The sequence below is a fragment of the Blautia sp. AF14-40 genome, assembly GCF_003479665.1.
Lineage (GTDB): Bacteria > Bacillota > Clostridia > Lachnospirales > Lachnospiraceae > Fusicatenibacter > Fusicatenibacter saccharivorans.
Map to the genome: position 1 here is coordinate 1 of NZ_QUHK01000007.1, position 20,610 is coordinate 20,610.

Annotated in this window: 16 protein-coding genes; 13 read left to right on the top strand and 3 right to left on the bottom strand. The window is 47.6% G+C overall.

Translation table 11 applies throughout. From position 1 onward, the window contains the following. Together DWW13_RS07050 and DWW13_RS07055 are read right to left on the bottom strand one after the other, a co-directional pair. Positions 1-641 (bottom strand): ABC-ATPase domain-containing protein (locus tag DWW13_RS07050; protein WP_243026066.1); only part of this gene is annotated, 641 nt, incomplete at its 3' end. Between the two features lie 140 nt (positions 642-781). After that, the gene (locus DWW13_RS07055; protein WP_118601010.1) at positions 782-1,795 is read right to left on the bottom strand and encodes a LacI family DNA-binding transcriptional regulator; all 1,014 of its coding nucleotides are present in this window, start codon (positions 1,793-1,795) and stop codon (positions 782-784) included. A gap of 352 nt (positions 1,796-2,147) precedes the next feature. Here DWW13_RS07055 and DWW13_RS07060 point away from each other — a divergent pair, with 352 nt between their 5' ends. The 11 genes from DWW13_RS07060 to DWW13_RS07110 all read left to right on the top strand — a co-directional run bounded on the left by DWW13_RS07060 (position 2,148) and on the right by DWW13_RS07110 (position 13,782). Further along, on the top strand, positions 2,148-3,548 hold the full coding sequence (locus tag DWW13_RS07060; protein ID WP_118719683.1) for an L-fucose/L-arabinose isomerase family protein: 1,401 nt from the start codon (positions 2,148-2,150) through the stop codon (positions 3,546-3,548). Positions 3,549-3,553: 5 nt separating this feature from the next. Next, complete coding sequence (locus DWW13_RS07065) at positions 3,554-4,387, top strand: transketolase (RefSeq protein WP_118719685.1); 834 nt, start codon at positions 3,554-3,556, stop codon at positions 4,385-4,387. Next, on the top strand, positions 4,384-5,316 hold the full coding sequence (locus tag DWW13_RS07070; RefSeq protein ID WP_118719687.1) for a transketolase family protein: 933 nt from the start codon (positions 4,384-4,386) through the stop codon (positions 5,314-5,316). The genes DWW13_RS07065 and DWW13_RS07070 overlap by 4 nt, the downstream gene beginning before the upstream one ends. Before the next feature lie 92 nt (positions 5,317-5,408). Further along, positions 5,409-6,896: an FGGY-family carbohydrate kinase gene (locus DWW13_RS07075; protein WP_118719764.1), complete on the top strand. Its 1,488-nt coding sequence runs from the start codon at positions 5,409-5,411 to the stop codon at positions 6,894-6,896. Positions 6,897-7,370: 474 nt separating this feature from the next. Next, entirely contained in the window at positions 7,371-7,472 is a 102-nt protein-coding gene (locus DWW13_RS20125; protein WP_368249762.1) for a DUF6783 domain-containing protein, read from the top strand. 81 nt (positions 7,473-7,553) lie between these two features. Beyond that, positions 7,554-8,273 (top strand): metallophosphoesterase, encoded by a 720-nt coding sequence (locus DWW13_RS07080; protein WP_055266321.1) that lies wholly within the window; start codon positions 7,554-7,556, stop codon positions 8,271-8,273. Positions 8,274-8,468: 195 nt separating this feature from the next. Then, positions 8,469-9,125 carry a metallophosphoesterase gene (locus DWW13_RS07090; protein ID WP_055266235.1) on the top strand — a complete coding sequence of 219 codons (657 nt, stop codon included), beginning with the start codon at positions 8,469-8,471 and terminating at the stop codon, positions 9,123-9,125. A gap of 18 nt (positions 9,126-9,143) precedes the next feature. Next, a complete protein-coding gene (locus tag DWW13_RS07095) occupies positions 9,144-9,926 on the top strand; it encodes a metallophosphoesterase (RefSeq protein ID WP_055266237.1) in 783 nt (260 codons plus the stop codon). 136 nt (positions 9,927-10,062) lie between these two features. Beyond that, on the top strand, positions 10,063-11,118 hold the full coding sequence (locus DWW13_RS07100) for an AAA family ATPase (RefSeq protein WP_055266239.1): 1,056 nt from the start codon (positions 10,063-10,065) through the stop codon (positions 11,116-11,118). A 19-nt stretch (positions 11,119-11,137) separates the two neighbouring features. Beyond that, the gene (locus tag DWW13_RS07105) at positions 11,138-12,967 is read left to right on the top strand and encodes a vWA domain-containing protein (protein ID WP_118719689.1); all 1,830 of its coding nucleotides are present in this window, start codon (positions 11,138-11,140) and stop codon (positions 12,965-12,967) included. A gap of 125 nt (positions 12,968-13,092) precedes the next feature. Continuing rightward, a complete protein-coding gene (locus DWW13_RS07110; protein WP_055266243.1) occupies positions 13,093-13,782 on the top strand; it encodes a metallophosphoesterase family protein in 690 nt (229 codons plus the stop codon). Between the two features lie 112 nt (positions 13,783-13,894). On the opposite strand, the gene DWW13_RS07115 is transcribed toward DWW13_RS07110, so the two are convergent. Further along, positions 13,895-14,086, bottom strand: a complete 192-nt coding sequence (locus DWW13_RS07115) for a YlcI/YnfO family protein (protein ID WP_118719766.1) — start codon at positions 14,084-14,086, stop codon at positions 13,895-13,897. Positions 14,087-14,602: 516 nt separating this feature from the next. Between DWW13_RS07115 and DWW13_RS07125 the strand changes: the two genes are divergently transcribed. Both DWW13_RS07125 and DWW13_RS07130 read left to right on the top strand, forming a co-directional pair. Then, a complete protein-coding gene (locus tag DWW13_RS07125) occupies positions 14,603-18,451 on the top strand; it encodes a PEGA domain-containing protein (protein WP_118719693.1) in 3,849 nt (1,282 codons plus the stop codon). 124 nt (positions 18,452-18,575) lie between these two features. Further along, positions 18,576-20,495, top strand: coding sequence for a hypothetical protein (locus DWW13_RS07130; RefSeq protein WP_118719695.1), 1,920 nt, complete (start codon positions 18,576-18,578; stop codon positions 20,493-20,495). Positions 20,496-20,610: the final 115 nt, after the last annotated feature.

Genomic DNA, 20,610 nt, shown 5'->3' on the forward strand with positions numbered 1-20,610 from the left:
TTATATTTTTTCAATTGTCTACTTGACGGGGAGCGGTTCATGAAGGCAGTAAGCCCTTTTTCTTTTAATGCGGAACGGATCGCCTGCTGATCCTCACAGAGATAGGCGACATTGGCACATGCTTTTGGATCCAGAGCACGGTAGAACAGTGATTTTTCTACGCAGCCGGGAAGAAAGTCGAAAAGAATGCGGATCAGCTCCTGCGAGGCGATGGTGCGGCCGTTAGCCGGAAAGCCGATTTCCATGTTGACGATAAGACTGCCGTCGGAAGGATTCAGAACACAGGCAGTACGCTCCAGAATTTCCTGCCCGCAGCGGCTTATCCCAAGCAGACCACTTTTGCCGGAGCCCTTTGCGCGGAACGAATACGGTGCGATAGCGCGCGCAAACTGGCGCAGCAGGTAATCCTGGAGGGCGACGCGCTTTTCATACGTATCATAGAGTGATGCCGGGAAAGCGGCAGTTCTTCCATTCACATGAACGCTGACGCGCGATGGAGCGGCGAACGGATCGCCCTGCACGTGGTCGATGGAGAGTGTGTAGCGCGGAAACTGATAGGCACCGCGGGTAGATTTATAGGCGGGATAGCTTTTGTGATTGATACTGAATAAAAGCTGTTTCAGGTCATTTGCAGATTGCATGAAAAAAACTCCTTTCAAAATAAAAAGGTGAGGCTGCCGTACAGAGCGTGTCTGAGAAAGGCTTTTCGCAAGCTGCGAGTTCCGGTTTGCGGAAATGATTTTTCAGACACGCGCTGGACGACAGCCTCATCCAAAAAGCTTTAACGTCTGGAAACACTCTGGCGCTTCACCAGTTTGGTTGCCATGCACATTTTCAGACATTCGCGTTTCGGATCGGCCACGCGGTCAAGCAGGCGCTGGACGGCAGTGGCGCCAAGCTCGCGTTTTCTGACCTTCATGGTGGAAAGCGGCGGAACCATCATATCGCACATCGGAACGTCATCAAAGCCGATGATGGAGACATCCTCCGGGATGCGGTAGCCGTTTTCACGCAGTGCACGCATGGCGGCCGCCGCGATGATGTCATTATCGGCAAAGTAAGCATCCGCGATCGGCGCTTTCGACTCGAGAAGGCGCAGCATGTCGCGGTAGCCTTCGTCCGAGGTCGGGGAAACCGGGTGGACATATGGATGTGAGGTGCTGATACCGTTTGCACGGAGCGCTTTGTAGTAGCCGTCGGCGCGTTCGGAGAAGTTGCTGATGTCGAGGCTCGAGTGAAAGTAGCCCACGTTTTTGTGTCCGCACTGAATCAGATAATTCGTGGCGTTGAACGCCCCCTGGATGTTGTTGATCAGAACGCAGTCGTAATCGAGCTCATCGTAATAGCAGTCCACGACAACGATCGGAACAGAAAAATCGCGGAACTTGCGGAAATCGGACGGAGCCATTTCGGTTGCAAGAAGAAGAATGCCCTCACAGTCCACAGCGCGGAGTGCATCGAGCTGGCTGTCAATATCCATGGTCTCATAAAAATAGGAGATATGAAGCGCACAGCCCTGGCGGGTGCATTCGGTGGAGATTCCTTCGGTCAGCTGGGAGAAGAACGGCGTGTCGGCAGCGACCTTTCCGTGCTTCTTATAATTGACCAGCTGAATAATGCGGGAGGAAGCGCCGGAGGATTCATTTTTTTTCGGCGCATAGCCATACTCGGCTGCAGTTTTTAAAACCAGCTCTCTTGTGGCATCACTGATGCCGGGTTTGTTATTGAAAACCATAGAAACCGTGGCAGGCGATACGTTGATCAGCTTTGCCAGTTCTTTCGCAGAAATATTCATAAGATTTCAGCTCCTGTTCGATAAAATCAGCCCGCATGGTGCTTTCGTTTGTTTTGTGCATGCGGGATGTTGAAATTTATTTCAGTATTTATCTGAAAAATATTAAACTTATGCATTGATTTTAATATGAATTAAAAAAGAAGTCAACTTCTGAACTGTAAAAAAAATGAAATATGAAGAAATGCATAAAAACAGCCATTCTTTTTTGTATAAATTACTAAAAAAGATTTAATAAAGCTGAATAGATGTTGACAAGTTCAAAAGAATTTAGTAATATAAGAGCCATAAAGAACAGGGAAATTCAAGACATAATTTAGCAGAGTTTAAAGAAAATTAAGTGGAGGAAATGAATATGAAATCAATTAAGATCGGATTTGCACCTACGAGAAGAAGCATTTTCAGTGCCCCGGATGCCGTAAAATACGCCAACCTGACGAGAGAGCGTTTAAAAGAGCTCGGCGTTGAATTTGTCGATATCACAGACATCAATGAGGAGGGTCTGTTTTACGATGAGGCGGACCGTGAGAAAATCCAGGAGAAATTCCGCCGTGAAAACGTAAAGGGAATTTTCTTCCCGCACGGAAACTTCGGAACGGAATATGTCTGTGCAAGACTGGCAAAGGAAATGGGGCTTCCGGTACTCCTCTGGGGACCGCGCGATGAGAGACCGGATGAGAACGGTGTGCGTCTCCGCGACAGCCAGTGCGGCCTGTTTGCAACCGGAAAAGTGCTGCGCCGTTTTGGTGTTCCGTTCACCTATATGACGAACTGCCGTCTGACCGATCCGGAATTTGAGCGCGGCATCAAGGATTTCCTTGCTGTATGTAATGTGGTAGATACCTTCCGCCACACCAGAATCCTTCAGATCGGACCGCGTCCGTTCGATTTCTGGTCCACCATGTGCAACGAGGGCGAGCTGCTGGAAAAATTCAACATCCAGCTTTCCCCGATTCCGCTTCCGGAACTGACTGCGGAGATGAAAAAAGTAAAAGCAGAGGGCAGCGAGGTAGAAAAAGTCGTTGCATACTGCAATACCAATATGTGTGTAAAGATCAAACCGGAAGAACTGGAAAATGTAGCAGCTCTGAAGGTTGCGATGAAAAATCTGACTGCAAAATATTCCTGCAATGCCATCGCGATCCAGTGCTGGAACGCGCTGCAGGGTGAGATCGGCATCATGCCGTGTGCGGCAAACTCCCTGCTGAACGAAGAGGGAATTCCGGTTGTCTGTGAGACCGATATCCACGGAGCCATCACCGCTCTGATGGTAGAGGCTGCCGGCAGAAACGACAAGAGAAGCTTCTTTGCTGACTGGACGGTACGTCACCCGGACAACGAGAACGGCGAGCTGCTGCAGCACTGCGGACCGTGGCCGATTTCTGTTGCACAGGAAAAACCGACGATCGGTTATCCTCTGGCATTCAGCCATCCGGGCGCTGTAGAGGCACAGGCAAAATTAGGTGAAATGACACTGGCGCGTTTCGACGGAGACAACGGAGAGTACTCCCTGCTGCTTGGAAATGCAAAAGGTGTCGAGGGACCTTACACGAAGGGAACCTACGTATGGGTTGAGGTACAGAACCTGAAACGCCTCGAGGCAAAAATCGTGGAAGGACCGTACATCCACCACTGTGTCGGTATCCACGAGAACGTTGTGCCGGTTCTGTATGAAGCATGCAAATACATCGGTATTGCCCCGGATTTATATGATCCGATCGAGGAAGATGTCAAAGCATATTTAAGAGGAGAATGAAAATCATGAGTGAATACAAGGAATTGAGTTGTCTGGCGTATGATCTGCGGAAGAAAGTAGTGGAAATGGTAGTTTCCGGCAAGGGCGGCCACATCGGTGGTGACATGAGTGTTATTGATGTGCTTGTAGCGCTGTATTTTAAAGAGATGAACATCAGCCCTGAGAACATGGACGACCCGGACCGTGACCGTTTTGTAATGAGTAAAGGTCATTCCGTTGAGGCATATTATGCAGTACTTGCGGCAAAGGGATTCTTCCCGATGGAAGAGGTCATCGAAAAATTCTCCAAATTCGGCAGCCCGTACATCGGCCATCCGAACAATAAACTGCCGGGCATCGAGATGAATTCCGGTTCTCTCGGCCACGGACTTCCGGTCTGCGTGGGAATGGCGCTGGCAGGAAAAATGGATAAAAAAGATTACCGTGTCTACACCGTTATGGGTGATGGCGAGCTGGCAGAAGGCTCTGTCTGGGAGGGCGCAATGTCCGCAGGAAACTACAAGCTGGACAACCTCTGTGCGATCGTAGACCGCAACCGTCTGCAGATCTCCGGAAATACCGAGGATGTCATGAAACAGGACAGCCAGGAGGAGAGATGGGCAGCGTTCGGATGGAATGTTCTTTCCGTACCGGGCAACGATATGGACGCGCTCGTTCATGCGTTTGAGCTGGCGAAACACTGCAAGGGAAAACCGACGGTTATTATTGCAAACACAACGAAGGGCTGTGGTTCTTCCGTGATGGAAAATAAGGCGGAGTGGCATCATAAAGTGCCGACACCGGAGGAAGTAGAACAGATCATGAAGGATCTGGATGAGAGAAAGGAGGCACTGTCATGAATAAGATTCCAAACAGACAGGCCATTTGCGAGGTTTTAATGAAACATGCCGAGACGGATAAAGATATCGTAGTGCTCTGCAGCGATTCCAGGGGAAGTGCTTCCCTGACACCGTTTGCAAATGCATATCCGGAGCAGTTTGTGGAGATGGGTATTGCGGAGCAGGATCTGGTCAGCGTTTCTGCCGGTCTTGCAAAATGCGGCAAGAAAGCATTTGCGGCATCTCCGGCGTGCTTCCTTTCTACAAGAAGCTATGAGCAGGCGAAAATTGACTGTGCATACTCCAACACCAATGTAAAGCTGATCGGCATCAGCGGCGGTGTGAGCTACGGCGCACTCGGCATGAGCCATCATTCTGCACAGGACATCGCAGCAATGGCAGCTATTCCGAACATGCGCGTTTATCTGCCAAGCGACCGCTTCCAGACAGCAAAACTGGTTGAGGCGCTTCTTACCGATGAAAAACCGGCTTATATCCGGGTGGGAAGAAATGCCGTTGCGGATATTTACAGCGAAGAAAATACTCCGTTTGAGATGGATAAGGCAACGGTTCTCTCGGAAGGCACCGATGTTTTACTGGTAGCCTGCGGTGAGATGGTCCGCCCGGCGTTCGATGCAGCTGCTATGCTGAAAGAAGAGGGAATCAGCGCAGGACTGCTCGATATGTACTGTGTGAAACCGCTGGACAAAGAGGGCCTGGTAGAGGCTGCAAAGAAGGCAAAAGTTGTCATTTCGATCGAAGAGCACGCTCCATTCGGCGGTCTTGGATCGATGGTGAGCCTGGTGGTCGGTGCGGAATGCCCGCGCAAAGTCGTTCATATGTCTCTGCCGGATGCGCCGGTCATTACAGGAACATCCAAAGAAGTGTTTGATTACTATGGACTGAATGCGGAAGGCATTGCAGCGAAAGCGAAAGAATTACTGAAATAATGATGTTTATGACGTTCCTGCGTGCCCGGACTGTGGAAGGCCCGGGGGTGCAGGGACGTTTCTTTATCTATAATAGTAATGGAGTTGGAAATATGGAGAAAAGGTATATTATCGGAATTGATCAGAGCACGCAGGGAACGAAAGCGCTGCTCTTTGATGGGGAGGGACATTTACTCCGCCGTACCGACCTGCCGCACCGGCAGATTGTCAATGAAAAGGGATGGGTGTCCCATGATCTGAATGAGATTTACCGGAATACAGTACAGACGGTAAAAACGCTGGTGGCAGAGTCCGGTGTTGCACCGGAAGAAATCGCCGGAATCGGCATCAGCAATCAGCGTGAGACGACGGCGATCTGGGACAAGGCGACCGGGGAACCGCTGGAAGAGGCAATTGTATGGCAGTGCGGCCGCGCAAGCGGCATTGCGCAGGAGATTGCGGAGCAGGGGCACGCAGAGGAGATCCGCGAGGCGACGGGTCTGCAGCTTTCGGCTTATTTTCCTGCTGCAAAGATGGCGTGGCTGCTTCGAAACGGCGGAGAAGAAAGACAGAAACGTGCTGCAGACGGGAAACTCTGCCTGGGTACGATTGACAGCTGGCTGGTTTACAAGCTGACGGGGGATCATGCATTTAAAACAGATTTTTCAAATGCGTCGAGAACGCAGTTGTTTAATTTGAAAACACTGGCATGGGATGAGAAGATCTGTGAGATGTTCGGGATTCCGGTCTGTGCGCTGGCCAGGGTGTGCGATTCCGATGCGGTGTATGGAACCACGACGATGGAAGGATTGTTTTCCGAGCCGGTTCTGATCTGTGGTGTATTAGGCGACTCTCATGCGGCTCTGTTCGGACAGGGCTGCTTAAAACCGGGCATGATCAAGGCAACATATGGAACGGGTTCTTCGCTGATGATGAACATTGGAGACAGGCCGATTCAGAGCAGCCACGGCGTTGTGACTTCGCTTGCGTGGGGAAGAGGCGGCAAGGTGGACTATGTGCTGGAAGGCAACCTGAACTACACCGGAGCGGTGATTACCTGGCTGAAGGATGATCTGAAGCTGATTTCTTCGGCAAAAGAGACGGAAGGACTGGCGAGGGAGGCAAATCCGGCAGACCGCACGTATCTGGTTCCGGCATTTACCGGGCTTGGTGCGCCGTACTGGGATGAGAAAGCAACGGCATCGATCAGCGGAATTACCCGCACCACAGGAAAAGCCGAGGTGGTAAAAGCGGCTCTCGACTGTATCGCCTACCAGATCACCGACCTTGCCCGTGCGATGGAGCAGGATACCGGCATGCGGATCGAGGAACTCCGTGTAGACGGCGGCCCGACACGAAACGGATATCTGATGCAGTTCCAGAGTGATATTACGAATAAACGCGTAAATATTCCGGACGCGGAGGAGCTTTCCGGGATTGGAGCGGCTTATATGGCGGGTATTTCGGCAGGTGTGTATGATCTGGAGAAGCTCGCGGGAAATATGAAACGAAGTGTGTATGAACCGAAGATGGACGATGAAATCCGGGAGAAAAAATATGCCGGATGGAAAGCGGCGGTCGACGGGGTATTAAGTAAATAGGGGACGGACGGTGTAAAAGGCCTCCCGCCCCACAGAGCACAAGTCCCCGGACAGGCACTGTTTCGGAGGGCAAGAGGCTCTGTGCGGCGGGAGGTTTTTTGCGCCTGACGGTGGGATGACGAAGGGGGGACGCGGGCATTACTGTACACTCGGCAAATACGCGTTTGTGATAAGAAAACGAAAACGCATACGTGCGTGATTGAGAAATTTGAAAAATAAAATAATCTACAAACAAAAAGGAACGATTTGGATAGAACGTTCCTTTTTTGCATATAGAGAATAAATTGTACAGAAATAAAAGGCGCTGTATAAACAGCGCGTAATGCTGATAGAATGCGAGAAAACAGCAAGAAAAAGAGGATTAAACTTGTAGTTCAATGAAGAAAAAAATAGATGTGGTATAGTATCAAGAAAAAGGGATTTCGCATGAAGGAAAGTTCAATAGAAGATGTATTAGAGCGTGTCTGAAAAATCATTTCCACAAACTGGGACTCGCAGCTTGCGAAAAGCCTTTTTCAGACACGCTCTAGAGTGTACATTATGCAAAAAAAGGAGGGACAAGAGTTTGTCCGGTAAAAAACAGGAAGTATGGTAAGATAAGCTGGTAATGGAGAACGTATGCAGATTCGTATGGATGAAAAAGGGAGGATTCTGTTTATGGCTACTTACGTTATTTCGGATATTCACGGTGAGTATGAGAGATTTATGGAGCTGCTGGAAGAAATTGAATTGAAAGATACAGATACACTCTATGTTCTGGGTGATGTTTTAGACCGGGGTGAGCATCCGATTAAGGTGGTATTGAAACTGATGGAAATGCCGAATGCGTTCTGTATCGTGGGGAACCATGAGGTGATGGCGCTGGAATGTCTGCGGTTTCTCTGTCAGGAAATCACAGATCTTGCCATCGAGAAAGTGGATGCTGAACTGTTGGACAATCTGGTTCGCTGGAAGTATAACGGCGGTGATGCTACGATCCGGGAATTTCGGGCGCTGGATCCCGAGATGCGGGAGGAAGTACTGAATTTTCTGGAGGATTTCAGTCTGTATGAGGAGCTTACAGTGGGAGAAAAACAGTATCTGCTGGTGCATGGAGGGCTGGGTGGATTCACACCGGAAAAGAGGATCGAGGAATATTCCCTGCACGATCTTGTATGGGCCAGACCAGATTATCAGAAGGAATACTTTGCGGATACAAATCTGGTAACAGGACATACACCGACGCAGACGATTCCGGAAAATGATAATCCCGGGTATATTTATAAAAAATATCACCACATTGCGATCGACTGCGGCGCATGCTTCCCGGGAGGGAGGCTGGCGGCAATCTGTCTGGAAACGGGGGAAGAGTTTTACAGTTCGGACAACAACAGGTGAACGATTTTAGACGTTCCATGATGCCAGAATCAGAAGACCGGGATTCGGAACCAGCAGAACAAGCGGGAAGATTTTTGAAACAGGACATGCCAAAACACAAGCAGGAAAGCCGTTTTGGGAAAAATGAGCGGATAACAAAAGCTTTGAAGATTGCAGGAGCTGACACGAAAGCTGCGAAAGAAAAGGAGATTTTGGATGCACTATATTATTACCGATATACATAACGACAGCTGGCGGTTCATGAAATTGCTGGAAAAAATGGATCTCAAAGAGGATGATCACCTGTATTTGCTTGGTGATTTGTTTGACCGCTGCATGGATCATCCAGACCCGGCGGGCGTGTATTTTCAGATATTGAAGCTGGGGAAAAAATGTACTGTGATCCGCGGCAACCACGATCATTGGCTTGCCAATTACATTTTCCGCTATTACGGAATGGATGAGAGAGACCGCGCCCTCCTGCAGCCGTATCCGTACAATTCCTTCCATCTTTTACAGGAACGCCTGACGGAAGTTGATTTAAAGCAGCTCGCAGAGCGCATCCTTTCCTGGCCGGTACAGGTGGAAATCGAGGTAGACAGTCAGCCGTATCTGCTTGCCCATGCCTGTACGGCAGAACCGGGAAAATGGAAACTGGACAACTATTATCTGATGGGGGATTTGTGGTACAAGGTTTTTCTTCATGAGGGAGTGCATGGATATATTTCCGTTTGCGGCCATCAGAACATGGGAAATGGATCCATCTGGAAGAATAAAAAAGGAAACGTTTATCTGTGTGACTGCGGCTGCGGCTTCGAGAATGGAAGACTGGGATGCCTTTGCCTGGAAACGAAGGAAACTTTCTACGTATAAACAAACAGAGGAAAAGCAATGAAGCGATATATGATGTCGGATATTCACGGATTTCTGGAGGCATTCGAGGCAGCTCTGAAAAAAACAGACCTTTCGGGGAAAAATCAGCTGATTCTGTTGGGCGATTACATAGATTATGGGCCAGATGGCCGGGCGATGCTGGAAAAAGTCAGGGCATTGCAGGAAAAATATGGTTCGGAAAAAGTCATTGCCCTGATGGGAAATCATGAAAAAGCATTGCTGGACTGGCTGGAAGAATATGCAGATGTCAACCGGCATATCGGCAGTGTGGAGCGATATCGCAGCCGGGAATGGCTGGCATCGGATGCAGATGGAGACTATGAAACGCTGCACAGCTTTCTGAAAGAAGAACATTTTCAAGAGTTTCTGGAAAAAGAAGCACACCTCTCAGAGGATTCCAGAAATGCAGAAGCAGTACGGCTGATGCTCGAAGATGCGGGGGATCTGATCACCTGGATGCGCCATTTTCCTTACTTTTATGAAACAGAGCGCCAGATTCTGGTACACGCCGGAATTGCCGAATGGGGCGGTAAAGACTGGCTGTGCGTGACCAGCAGGGAGCTGATGGTGGGGAAAAGAACGGTAAGCCGCGGAGCATTCTATAAGGATGTGATTGCAGGTCACATCTCCACGGCAAAAATCAGTGGAAACAGAATATATGACGGTATCTGGCATGACGGTCAGAGTCATTATTATCTCGATGGAACCACCTGGCGGAGTGGAAAAATTCCGGTGCTGGAATATGACAGTGAAACTGGAAAATACAGAGAAATATGGTGAGACACGTTGTAATGCAGTACAGTAAGATCACGGCAGGGCAGAAAAAGTGATTTAGTCAAATCAAGCAAGTGGTAAAGTGGATTGCGAATATCCGCTTTGAAAAGACACAGGATCGAAACAGAAAGGAGTACATCAGATGCATTTACCAATCAGTGTGACACAGGATGAATTATTAGAAGTATTGCTTCAGGTTGCGCCGGTGCGGCCGGTTTTTATCTGGGGTGCGCCCGGCATCGGAAAATCCGCGTTAGTGGAAAAATTCGCAGACGAAGTCGGTCTGCCGTGTGTGTCGCTCCTTGGAAGCCAGCTCGCGCCGGAGGATATCATCGGCATTCCGCAGATCCGGGGCGAGACATCGGAATTCCTTCCGCCGAAGATGATCGCCAGAAAAGAGCCGTATGTCCTGTTTCTGGACGAACTCAACGCCTGTACGCAGGAAGTGCAGAAAGCCTTCTATTCCCTGATCCATGAGCGGCGGATCGGAGAATACCATCTTCCGGAGGGAAGCATTGTGATCGGAGCAGGAAACCGTGCCGAGGACAGCGCGATCGTAAAAACGATGTCGTCCGCCCTTTTAAACCGTATGTTCCATGTGCAGCTGAAAGCGGATGTGGGACAGTGGATCAAGTGGGCGCAGGCAGAAGGACTCCATCCGTGGGTCATTGACTATATCATTCAGCGGCCGGATCACCTCTTTTCCGAACCGCCGAAAACCGAAGAACCGTTTTCCACCCCGCGTTCCTGGCATATGCTGAGCGATGCGTTGAAGGAATACCGGGCCGGGGAGCAGGATATTCCGCAGGAAACATTAAAAATGATGGCGTACGCCTGCCTCTTGGAACAGCATGCGGGGATGTTTCTTGCTTACACAAAAACACTGCGCAACACACATCTCCTGGATGACATTATCGCGCAGAAAGCAAAATGGCCGGACAAGCCGGAAAACCGGGATGTGCTGTATTTTCTCGCACAGTCCTTCCGCGCCAGACTGCTTGCAGAACTGCCGAAAAGCAAACAGGGAATTTCCGGCGGCATGCTTTCCTTTGCGTACCGCGCCAAGGGCATGATCAAAGAACTCGCAGTCATCAATTTCGAAATCGCCCAGATGACCGTCGCAGCTGATGGGGCGGAGGCACTGCCGGACTGGTTTATGATGGAAATCATCCGTGATCTGCCGCGGCTCGTCGGATGAAAAAAGGAAGGAGAAAAGGATGCCATACGTTCGAAGCAGGTATTACCGCGAAGAAGAAAAGCCGGCCGGGTACCGCAGAGTGGAGGCCGGCTTTGGTTTGCTGGAAAAAAATACACTGTTCCATCAACTGGATGGGTACATCACTGCAAAGCCCTCCCATCTGAATGCAAAAGGAAGTCTGGCCTGTGTTACGAAAGATGGAGATATCTACGTCAACATGCGGGCGAATCTGTCGCCGGAACAATGGTGCTATGTGATGGCACACAACCTTCTGCACCTGGCGTTCGGCCACTTTGACAAAGCGAGCATCCCTTCCGACTGCGAATTTGTCCCGGCACTCTGGAACAAAGCCTGTGATATCTACATTACCAGATTCCTTTATGACATCCGCCTCGGCGAGCCGATCTGCGCAGATCCGGCGGAAGCATATCCGATCAAACTGAACAGCGAGCAGAAAATTTATGAATATCTGTTGAAACACCAGGATAATGGTGCGCAGATCTGCGGGACAAACTCTGAAAAATTAAAGGATATGATCGGGGTAGAACGGCCGATCGTTTATAAAAAGGGAGAAAGAAATGCATATGCTGAAAAATTTTCCTATGCAGTCACTCATTCCATCAAATCTGCACTCTGCGATGCGGGAGGATACGATCTTAAAACGAAAAAGAATACCGTCATTTCCAGAGCAGCAGAATGGTTCCTGTCCCATTATCCGCTGCTCGGAGGTCTTGCAGCTACATTTAAAATTGTGGAGGACATTGAAATGTGCCATCGGTATGAAATCCATATTGCAGCGGTTGACGCAGAGCAGGGAATCATTTATGCCAATCCGTCGTGCGGATTTTCGGAGGAAGAGTGGATTTTTGTTCTCGCGCATGAATATCTCCATGCCGGACTGCAGCACCAGAAACGGTGCAATGGGCGTGACTTCTTTTTGTGGAACATCGCCTGCGACTACGTCATCAACGACTGGCTGCACGAAATGGAGATCGGCAGAATGCCGCCGGATGGGCTGTTGTATGATGAAACACTTCACAACAAATCGGCAGAAAGTATCTATGATCTGATCGTGAAAGAGATCCGAAAGTACAAAAAACTAAACACCTTCCGGGGCTTTGGCAGAGGTGATATGTTTAACGGAAACAGACCGCATTTTACTGGAAAAGAAAACGGGGTCAGCCTGGATGAACTGCTGAAAAATGCACTGCGGGAGGGATTGGATTACCATCAGGAGCACAATCGTGGTTTCCTGCCGGCCGGGCTGGTGCAGGAAATCAGGGCGCTTGCGATGCCGGTCATTCCCTGGGATGCCGCGCTGGCGAAGTGGTTTGACGTACAGTTTCCACCGCTGGAAAAACACCGTACCTATGCGCGGCCGAGCAGACGGCAGGGTGCCACGCCGGACATTCCAAGACCAGGATATGCGTATTACGAGCAGGATCTGGAGAGCCGGACCTTCGGTGTGGTCGTGGACACGTCCGGTTCCATGAGTGCAAAACAGATCGGTATGGCACTTGGCTCCATCGCCAGCTATGCCGCGGCGAAAGATGTTCCGTTCGTGAGAATCATTTTCTGTGATGCCAAAGCGACGGATGCGGGATATCTGGCACCGGAAGATATTGCCGGACGGGTAAAAGTCACGGGACGAGGAGGAACCATACTGCAGCCGGGCGTGGATTGTCTGGAACAGGCGAACGATTTTCCAAAGGACGGGCCGATTCTGATTATTACGGACGGGGAGATTGAGAATGACCTGAAGGTAAGACGAGAGCATGCATTTCTGCTTCCGAGAGGAAACCGGCTGCCGTTCCGGGCACGGGGAGAAGTGTTTTATTTTCGGGAATAGTGCGGCGTAGTCTGTGTCTCTGCAAGAAGCGATAGCAGCGGCAGAGAAAGCGGACAGAATTTGCGGATGATGTTTTGCGATACTTTAGAGAACAGAAACAGAGAACACGAGAGGAGACGCTGAGAATGAGCATTGTCATTACAGGCGATACCCATGGCACCTTTGATATTGAAAAAGTTGTACGCTATTTTAACGAGCACGAAGACGAGTACACCCGGGATGACTGTCTGATCATCTGCGGAGATGTCGGCATCTGTGGCTTTTCCGCAGCATACGAAGCGAATACGAGAGCCGTTTTCCGAAGTCTGCCGGTGACGACACTGTTTATCGACGGAAATCATGAGAACTTCGAACAGCTGAATTCCTACGCCGTGGAGCAGTGGAACGGCGGAAAGGTGCATATCATTGAGGACAATATGATCCATCTGATGCGCGGCCAGATCTTTACGATTGACGGGCTGAAATTCTTTACCTTCGGAGGTGCTTACAGCATCGACAAAATGTCCCGCGCGGAGGGAATTTCGTGGTTCCCGGAAGAAATTCCGTCACGGGAAGAGTACGAAGAAGGATGGGCAAATCTGGAAAAAGAAGATTTCCAGGTGGGCTACATACTGACCCACACAGCCCCAAGAGATGTGGCCGCGGCAATGGGGTATGGAGAGCTGTCTGACGATGAGGTGGAACTCCGCCAGTACCTGCAGCGCGTGGCGGATGAGACAGAATTTCAGAAATGGTATTTCGGACACTTTCATGAAGATGCGGAAGTGGAAGAGGTGTTTGTGTGTCTGTATGATGAGGTTGTGGAGTTGAGTTAGGACAGGATCTTGTCCTGAAAAAAATAAGAAGCATGGTAAGATAAAATAGAAGCAGAGAACAGCCAGAAAATGCACATCGAACCATAAAAATCTGCTTTGAAAAAAATAAAAGTTAATTGTGTTCTTCTGACGGGGCGTCCATGTGATCCAGCGCATACTCACACGCCTGAATCACAAAACTGGAAAAGGTAATGTCCTGGTCAGAATCGGAAATTGCCTGCTCGATCTGATCGATCAGGTGAAGGGGGAAACGGATGGTTTTATTTTCCGTTTCCTTGCGATTGCCTTTTAACTGAAATGCCATATCAAACTCCATTCTGCTGCCGGAGAATATAAGAACGGAGCATGCTTCCGGATCTTATGTGGAAACTACGGGCAGCATAAAACATAACAAAGGTGTTTCAAAAAAAGGTTCGACAAAAAAATAAATTTTTCGAATCTGCGAAATCGAAAAATGAAGAAAAAGCTGTTTTGGGGACAGCTTATTTCAGTGCGCTTTTTTCTGGCTGTATTCTGATTTTAAAGAGTACTGGAAGCCCAGTCTGTTTTATTGTATTGCATAACTTGCTTGAAATATGCATTGCAAAATGCATGACAAAATATATTGCAAATAAAGGGAGGATGTATTACACTAAAAGAAATACAACAGAAGAAGGAGGAAAATGAAATATTCATTGCTCTGCTCAGCTAATGATTGGATGCAGAGCAAGAAAAGCCGCTTTTCCATTGACGGAAGGCGCCAGGGATCCTGAAGACAGCATAAGCGGCAGACATTCAGAGAAAAAGGATCGAAATTTTACATTTACGAGGGAGAAGACGTATGAAAGTGTGGAAGAAATTACAAGTTGTCTTTCTGGCACTGCTTTTATGCACCGGAATGATGACACAGCCTGCTCTTGCAGCATCGCTGCTTCAGGATGGAATCGAAGCAGCCTTGACAACAGACAAAGAAACTTACCAGCAGGGTGAAGAAATCAAAGTTACTTTAACTGTAACCAATACAAATGATACAGCAGTAACGAATCTGTCACTGGAAAATGTTTTGCCGGAAAATTTTGTGCTGGCCGAAAATACGGAGACAACAAAAAAGATGGAATCTCTGCAGGCTGGAGAAACCGTTACGTTGACAACGGTTTGTACGGTAAAAGCATCAGATGACAAGAAGGATGATGAAAATAAGGAAAATCCTTCTGGAGATGACAAAAAGAATCCGACAGATAATGAAAAGCCAGGAAATGGAAACGTAGCAAATGACACGAAAAATCCTGGTACGACAACGGGCAGCAAGGATTCCGGAACGACATTAACAAAAGATCAGGGAACTGGAAACGCAAAGCAAAATGGCCAGTCCTTAAAGGCTGAGAAATTGAAATCTGCACCGAAAATGGGTGACAACACCAAAATTATTGTTTGGGTTGTACTGCTGGTGCTGGCAGGAGCAGCCATTGTTGTTGCACTGAAGAAAAAAAACAGAAGAAATAAAATGTTGGCGTGGTTTCTGTGCCTGATTATGACGGGAAGCACCGTTGCAGGCGTATTTCCGGAACGGGCAAGAGCAGAAGCACAAAGTGTAAACATAGGAAAGGTCATGGAGCTTTCCAAGAATATTCTTGTGGATCAGACTACCGTGGAGCTGAAAGCAAAAGTTGAATATACCTACGTGAAGTCAGATGATCCATCGGACGACACCAAAACATATACACGCGGTGAGTGGGTGCAGATGCTCGCTGAAAAGGTTGAAATGAACCTGGATACAGATCCGGATTCCTTAAACCATTATTATGCGGATACGGCAGGAAATGCGTATGGAGCAGCAATCGAAATCGCAGAGAAATATGGAATCCTGCCGCCACCGGATATCGAAGATCTGGAGCAGGATATCCCGTTTTTCTATCCAGATGAACCGGCAACACGTGAATTTGCGGCTTATACGGCAGTACATGCAATGGGATTCAATGGAATACATTCGTATGATACGAACAGTTGGACAGATTGGGATAGTATTACATATCAAAATGAAGCAGCAATTGCAGTAGGGAAAGGATTTCTGGAATTAAATACAGAAAACCAGTTCCAGCCGCATGCGTTGCTTTCCAAGAAAGATGTTAAATCGATTTTCTGTGAAATTGATGAAATCAGACAGGAAGACACAACAATTGGTGAAGAGCCGCATGATAATACACAGTACGTAGATGGTGTATTGAAAAAAGAACTGGAAAATATCACAGATTATACAGTTGTAGAGAATGCGGATGGAACCTATACAGTTACACTTCCGAAAACAACCGAGACAGAAAAAATCGGAGAAGGAAGTGTTATGATCCTTCCTGCGAATGAAGTTTATATTTCAGGTATCGCGCTCAAAGCAACTACGGTAACAGAGGATGGCGAGAAACTGATTCTGACATGCATAAAGCCAGAATTATGGGAAGTGGTCAGCAAAATTGATTTTGTCGGAGGCGGTACAGCACTTATCGGAGGAGCTGCTGACACGGATGAATACGGAATTGCAACACAGGCTAATATAGGAGCAGGTGGTGTTATTGATGTTGGCTACGAAAAGAATTTTGAATTTAATATTGGTTCGAATGATGAAGGAAAAGGAAAAATTGATTTTGAAATTCCTGAAATTCTGTGCGTTGTAAATGTTGACGTTGGAGTAAATGGTGTTTCGGTAAATGAACTTAAACTTGCTGTCACGGAAAATGCAAATGAAGATATTACGGCGGAAAAAGAATTTGCTGACAGTGGTCAGGTAGAATTAATGCGTTTTCCAATTACAATAGGGGCTACCGGTTTTACCTTTGATGTTGTACTTTTCTGTTCATACAAAGCAGATGGATCCTTACATATTTCATATAGCGTTGAATCAACACAGGGATTTGAATATAAAGATGGAACATGGAGAGGCATTTTCGATTTTCATCATGGTGTTGATACCCTTGAGGTAAAGGGAAATATGGAAGGCGGTATTGGCATAAAAGGTCTGTTGACTTTGTACAGTGTTTTTGATTTAGCAGGCTATTATGCAGATTTAGGCTTAGGCGTTGAGGCAGAATTTGCATACCATGATTTAGAAAATGGAAGTCTCGCATGCGAGGATATCAAGGTATATCCATACTCAACAAATGGACTCGATACAGATTCCCTGCTTGGAGATGTATTGAAGAAATATTTCGATTTTGATCTGGAATTCAAACCGCTTCAAAATGATGAAAACAACAACTTGAGAATAAAAATGCATAAGGAAAATGGAGTCCGCGTTGAAAAATGTACGTACGCCAGCGGCGGTATCACAGGATATGTTTACTCGAGCAAAACACGTTTGCCGATAGAAAACGCGAGAGTCAGAATTTCCAGAAAAGTCAGAGCAGGCAGCGGCAATGGTGGAAACAGCGTAGCCGGAGGCGGCAGTGGAGGCGGAAGCCATGGAGCCTGGAACCTTGAAACAGAAGAAAATGAAATTGCTGTTTTTTCAGGAGGAGCTGGAGCCTGGAGAGAGGAAGGAACAGAAACAGAAAGAATTCTCTATACCGATGTGTTTGGCAAGTACAGCACCAAAAATCTGCAGGATGGAACTTATGAAATTACAGTATCCGCAACGTCTTATCAGACGTACAAGGTTGCGGAAGTTCTGGTTCAGAAAAGTGAAATCAGATATGTAGAAGATATCTATATGGTGGAGCGCCATGATGATTTTAATACAGGTTCTGTAGAGGGAACGATAACCGATGCAGTCACGGGAGATGGTATTACAGAAACAGCCTACATTGTACGCAAAGGCTGGAACAATCAAACGGGTGATGCTGTGACAGAAGGAGTATTTGAAAATGCAGACTATACTCTTTCAATGGAAAATGGAAATTATACGCTTGAAATCAGCAAAGAAGGCTATGTGACGAATTACAAAAATATCACAGTAGCGGGAGACCAGATTGAAACAGCAAATATTGTTCTTGTACCGGGAGATGGGGACGGTGAAACCGCAGGAGAACTCCGCATCGTATTAACCTGGGGCGAAGAGCCGTGGGATCTGGATTCTCATCTTGCATGCTACTCGTCGGACAAACCGTATCATATCTGGTTCGGACAGACAGATTTCGAAGGAAATTCTGTTGGAAACTTAGACGTAGATGATACAAGTAGTTATGGTCCGGAAACCATTACAGTACGTAACGTAAAAGCAGACGAAAAGTTCAGCTATTTCGTACACGATTATACCAACAGTTACAGTGAAGTGGCCAATGAAATGTCTCTTTCCGGAGCAAAAGTTCAGGTTTACCTCGAAGGCAAAAACATTGCAACATACACGATTCCGACAAATCAGCCAGGAACCTTATGGCATGTTTTCGATTTCGATGGAGCGACCAAAACCATTAAATCTGTAAACACGCTTGAATATCAGAATGACCCATACACCATCGGTGGAATTGATCAGGAAATGGATGATGTGGATGACACAGAAGAGATTGAAATGTACGCTGGAAAGGTACGAAACAAAAAACAGCCAGAGCAGAAAGTGGTTGTTGAGGAAACTCCATTACCGGAAACAACATCAGAGAGCGTGATTTCGGAGTCGGAAGTAGCAGAACCTGGTGAAGCAGTATCCAAATCAGAATCAGAGCCAGATGATGAAAACGTGGCAGAAGATGAAACGGTAACTCCGTAATACAAAGAAGTTTAAAATGTGGTGAATCAGTAAATCTGATGCACCACATTTTAAACGAATCAAGTAAGTGGCGAAGCGGATTGCGAATATCCGCTTTGACAGGCAGAATAAGGAGCAGGTACAGATGAAAAAATGGATCCGCGCAGTATTGGCAGGCACAATCATTCTGGCATTGATTCTGTTTGGAATTTTTGCAGCTCAAAATACACAGAAGAGTACAAAGCCGGAACAGAATCCGGAAGAACAGAATACAAGTGTATCGGAAAACAGCACATCGGATGAGAGCACAGCAGAAAACAGTACGGATGATCCTGACATCATTGTAAAAGACAATGTAAAGGTGATTACCAATGAGATGAAATCAGAAGATCAGCCAACGGAAGTTTCTGACAACAGTCTCACCTTTGAAAAAGATCCTGGTTACCAGACCGGAGATGTTCTTGTTGCGGGAGAAATCAGTGCAGCGCCTTCTGGATTTATTCGAAAAGTAGTGCAGATAGAAAAAACGAATCAGGGTTACCGGGTAGAAACAGAGCCGGCGACCCTGCTGGATGTATTCGAAAAGGCACATATTATCAAACAGTTCCGGCTGACGGAGGATGGTGCAAGTGAAACAGGAAATAACAGCGCTTATATTATTAAAAGACTGTCCGAAGATGAATCGGAAGAAGAGACAGAGGAAGAAAACAGTGATTACGATTACAGTGTCTCAATCAATGTTGAAGAAGAACCCGTTCAGTTTTCAGGAGAGGCAGGATGGGGATTCTGGCTGGAACTTCAGATTGATATCGAAGACGGTGAAGTCCAGTGTGGAATTGCAGTAAGGAGCAAAGCCGGTATTTCCCTGGAATGCGGCGCAAACAGCGAGAAAGAATTTGAAAAGGAAAAAACCGTTTACGAACGAAAACTGCCGAATATCGAGTTCAACGCCGGTATTGTACCGATTGTTATTACAAATCATCTGGAAGCCGTTGTCGGGGCAGTGGGAAGTCTGGAGGGCGGTATTCACAGCTCTTATGGTGCAACAGCCGACAGCACCCTGGGATTCCAGTATGACAGCAGAACAGGCAAAGTAGAAGAAGTCAAAGAAGGAAATCTGAATTCAGACGGACTTGAGTGGAGTACGGTTGAGGTGAACGGAAGGCTGGAAGCATACATTGACATCCGGCTGAGCGCAAAATTATATGACAGCGCTGGCCTGAATCTTTCCGGCGGAGCAGTTGGAAAAGCAGGAGGCCAGGCAAAGGTATCCATGAAGGACGACCTGGGTGGATATGCGGGCTCACTGGAGCTTTCCATCAGCCCGAGAATCAAAGGAAAAGCAGTGGTTGATATCCCGGTCATTGATAAAAAAATGCAGGAAACAGATCTTTTTGACCGGACCTTTGATCCAATCTGGTCAAAACACTGGGAGTCAAGTGCAGACTGGCAGAAGGATATGGAATGGACGGAAACTGGAGAGCAGGGAGATATCTATGTTACACGGTATGGAGAAGTAAATCAGTGTGACAGCACGGCATTCCAGTTTGAAATCCCAAAAGGCTGGGAAATTCAGACGGAGGAAGTTGGCGGTTCCATGGATGCGGTCAGAGAAAACGTTGTTCTGACAAACGAGAGAGGTGTTACCGTTTCGTTTTGGTACTGCCAAGGCGCGCTTGGCGGCTATTCGCGTGATATGCTGAAGGCACAGGTTTCACAGGCAGACACTTCTAATTTCGTGCCTGGATATCCATGGGGAACCGATCGTGACTGTTCAGATCTTGGCGAATTTATGGTAGCACGAGTACATATCACAGGCGAGATGATGGCTGGCATTGATGATGATTATGTTCCTGTAGACAGCACGTTGTTCGCAGTGATACCGACATCCCGTCTTGGCGAGATTGAATTTGCAGGTCAGGCTGAGGACGTAGACGAATTTTCTTTTGACTATCCGACACCAGTTGCATTTATCGCAGAAGCACCAGACGGTACATTTACAGAAAAAGAAGAAGAACAGGTGATTCGCATTTTGAAGAGCTTTAAAGTGGCTGAATTAGATTAAGAGGTACCCCGGAGGGCAGGAAGAGATGAACTGTGTTCCGGGGTATTTCAACATCACGTAAGATAAGATGGAAGGAAAGTGTTATTTTAAAATCTTGTGAAATCAAAGAGTGAGG

Coding starts and splice junctions, on each gene's coding strand:
- DWW13_RS07100 (WP_055266239.1), top strand. CDS start 10,063: ATGCATTTACCAATCAGTGTGACACAGGATGAATTATTAGAAGTATTG.
- DWW13_RS07095 (WP_055266237.1), top strand. CDS start 9,144: ATGAAGCGATATATGATGTCGGATATTCACGGATTTCTGGAGGCATTC.
- DWW13_RS07060 (WP_118719683.1), top strand. CDS start 2,148: ATGAAATCAATTAAGATCGGATTTGCACCTACGAGAAGAAGCATTTTC.
- DWW13_RS07070 (WP_118719687.1), top strand. CDS start 4,384: ATGAATAAGATTCCAAACAGACAGGCCATTTGCGAGGTTTTAATGAAA.
- DWW13_RS07055 (WP_118601010.1), bottom strand. CDS start 1,795: ATGAATATTTCTGCGAAAGAACTGGCAAAGCTGATCAACGTATCGCCT.
- DWW13_RS07080 (WP_055266321.1), top strand. CDS start 7,554: ATGGCTACTTACGTTATTTCGGATATTCACGGTGAGTATGAGAGATTT.
- DWW13_RS07110 (WP_055266243.1), top strand. CDS start 13,093: ATGAGCATTGTCATTACAGGCGATACCCATGGCACCTTTGATATTGAA.
- DWW13_RS07115 (WP_118719766.1), bottom strand. CDS start 14,086: ATGGCATTTCAGTTAAAAGGCAATCGCAAGGAAACGGAAAATAAAACC.
- DWW13_RS07130 (WP_118719695.1), top strand. CDS start 18,576: ATGAAAAAATGGATCCGCGCAGTATTGGCAGGCACAATCATTCTGGCA.
- DWW13_RS07075 (WP_118719764.1), top strand. CDS start 5,409: ATGGAGAAAAGGTATATTATCGGAATTGATCAGAGCACGCAGGGAACG.
- DWW13_RS07105 (WP_118719689.1), top strand. CDS start 11,138: ATGCCATACGTTCGAAGCAGGTATTACCGCGAAGAAGAAAAGCCGGCC.
- DWW13_RS07065 (WP_118719685.1), top strand. CDS start 3,554: ATGAGTGAATACAAGGAATTGAGTTGTCTGGCGTATGATCTGCGGAAG.
- DWW13_RS07125 (WP_118719693.1), top strand. CDS start 14,603: ATGAAAGTGTGGAAGAAATTACAAGTTGTCTTTCTGGCACTGCTTTTA.
- DWW13_RS07090 (WP_055266235.1), top strand. CDS start 8,469: ATGCACTATATTATTACCGATATACATAACGACAGCTGGCGGTTCATG.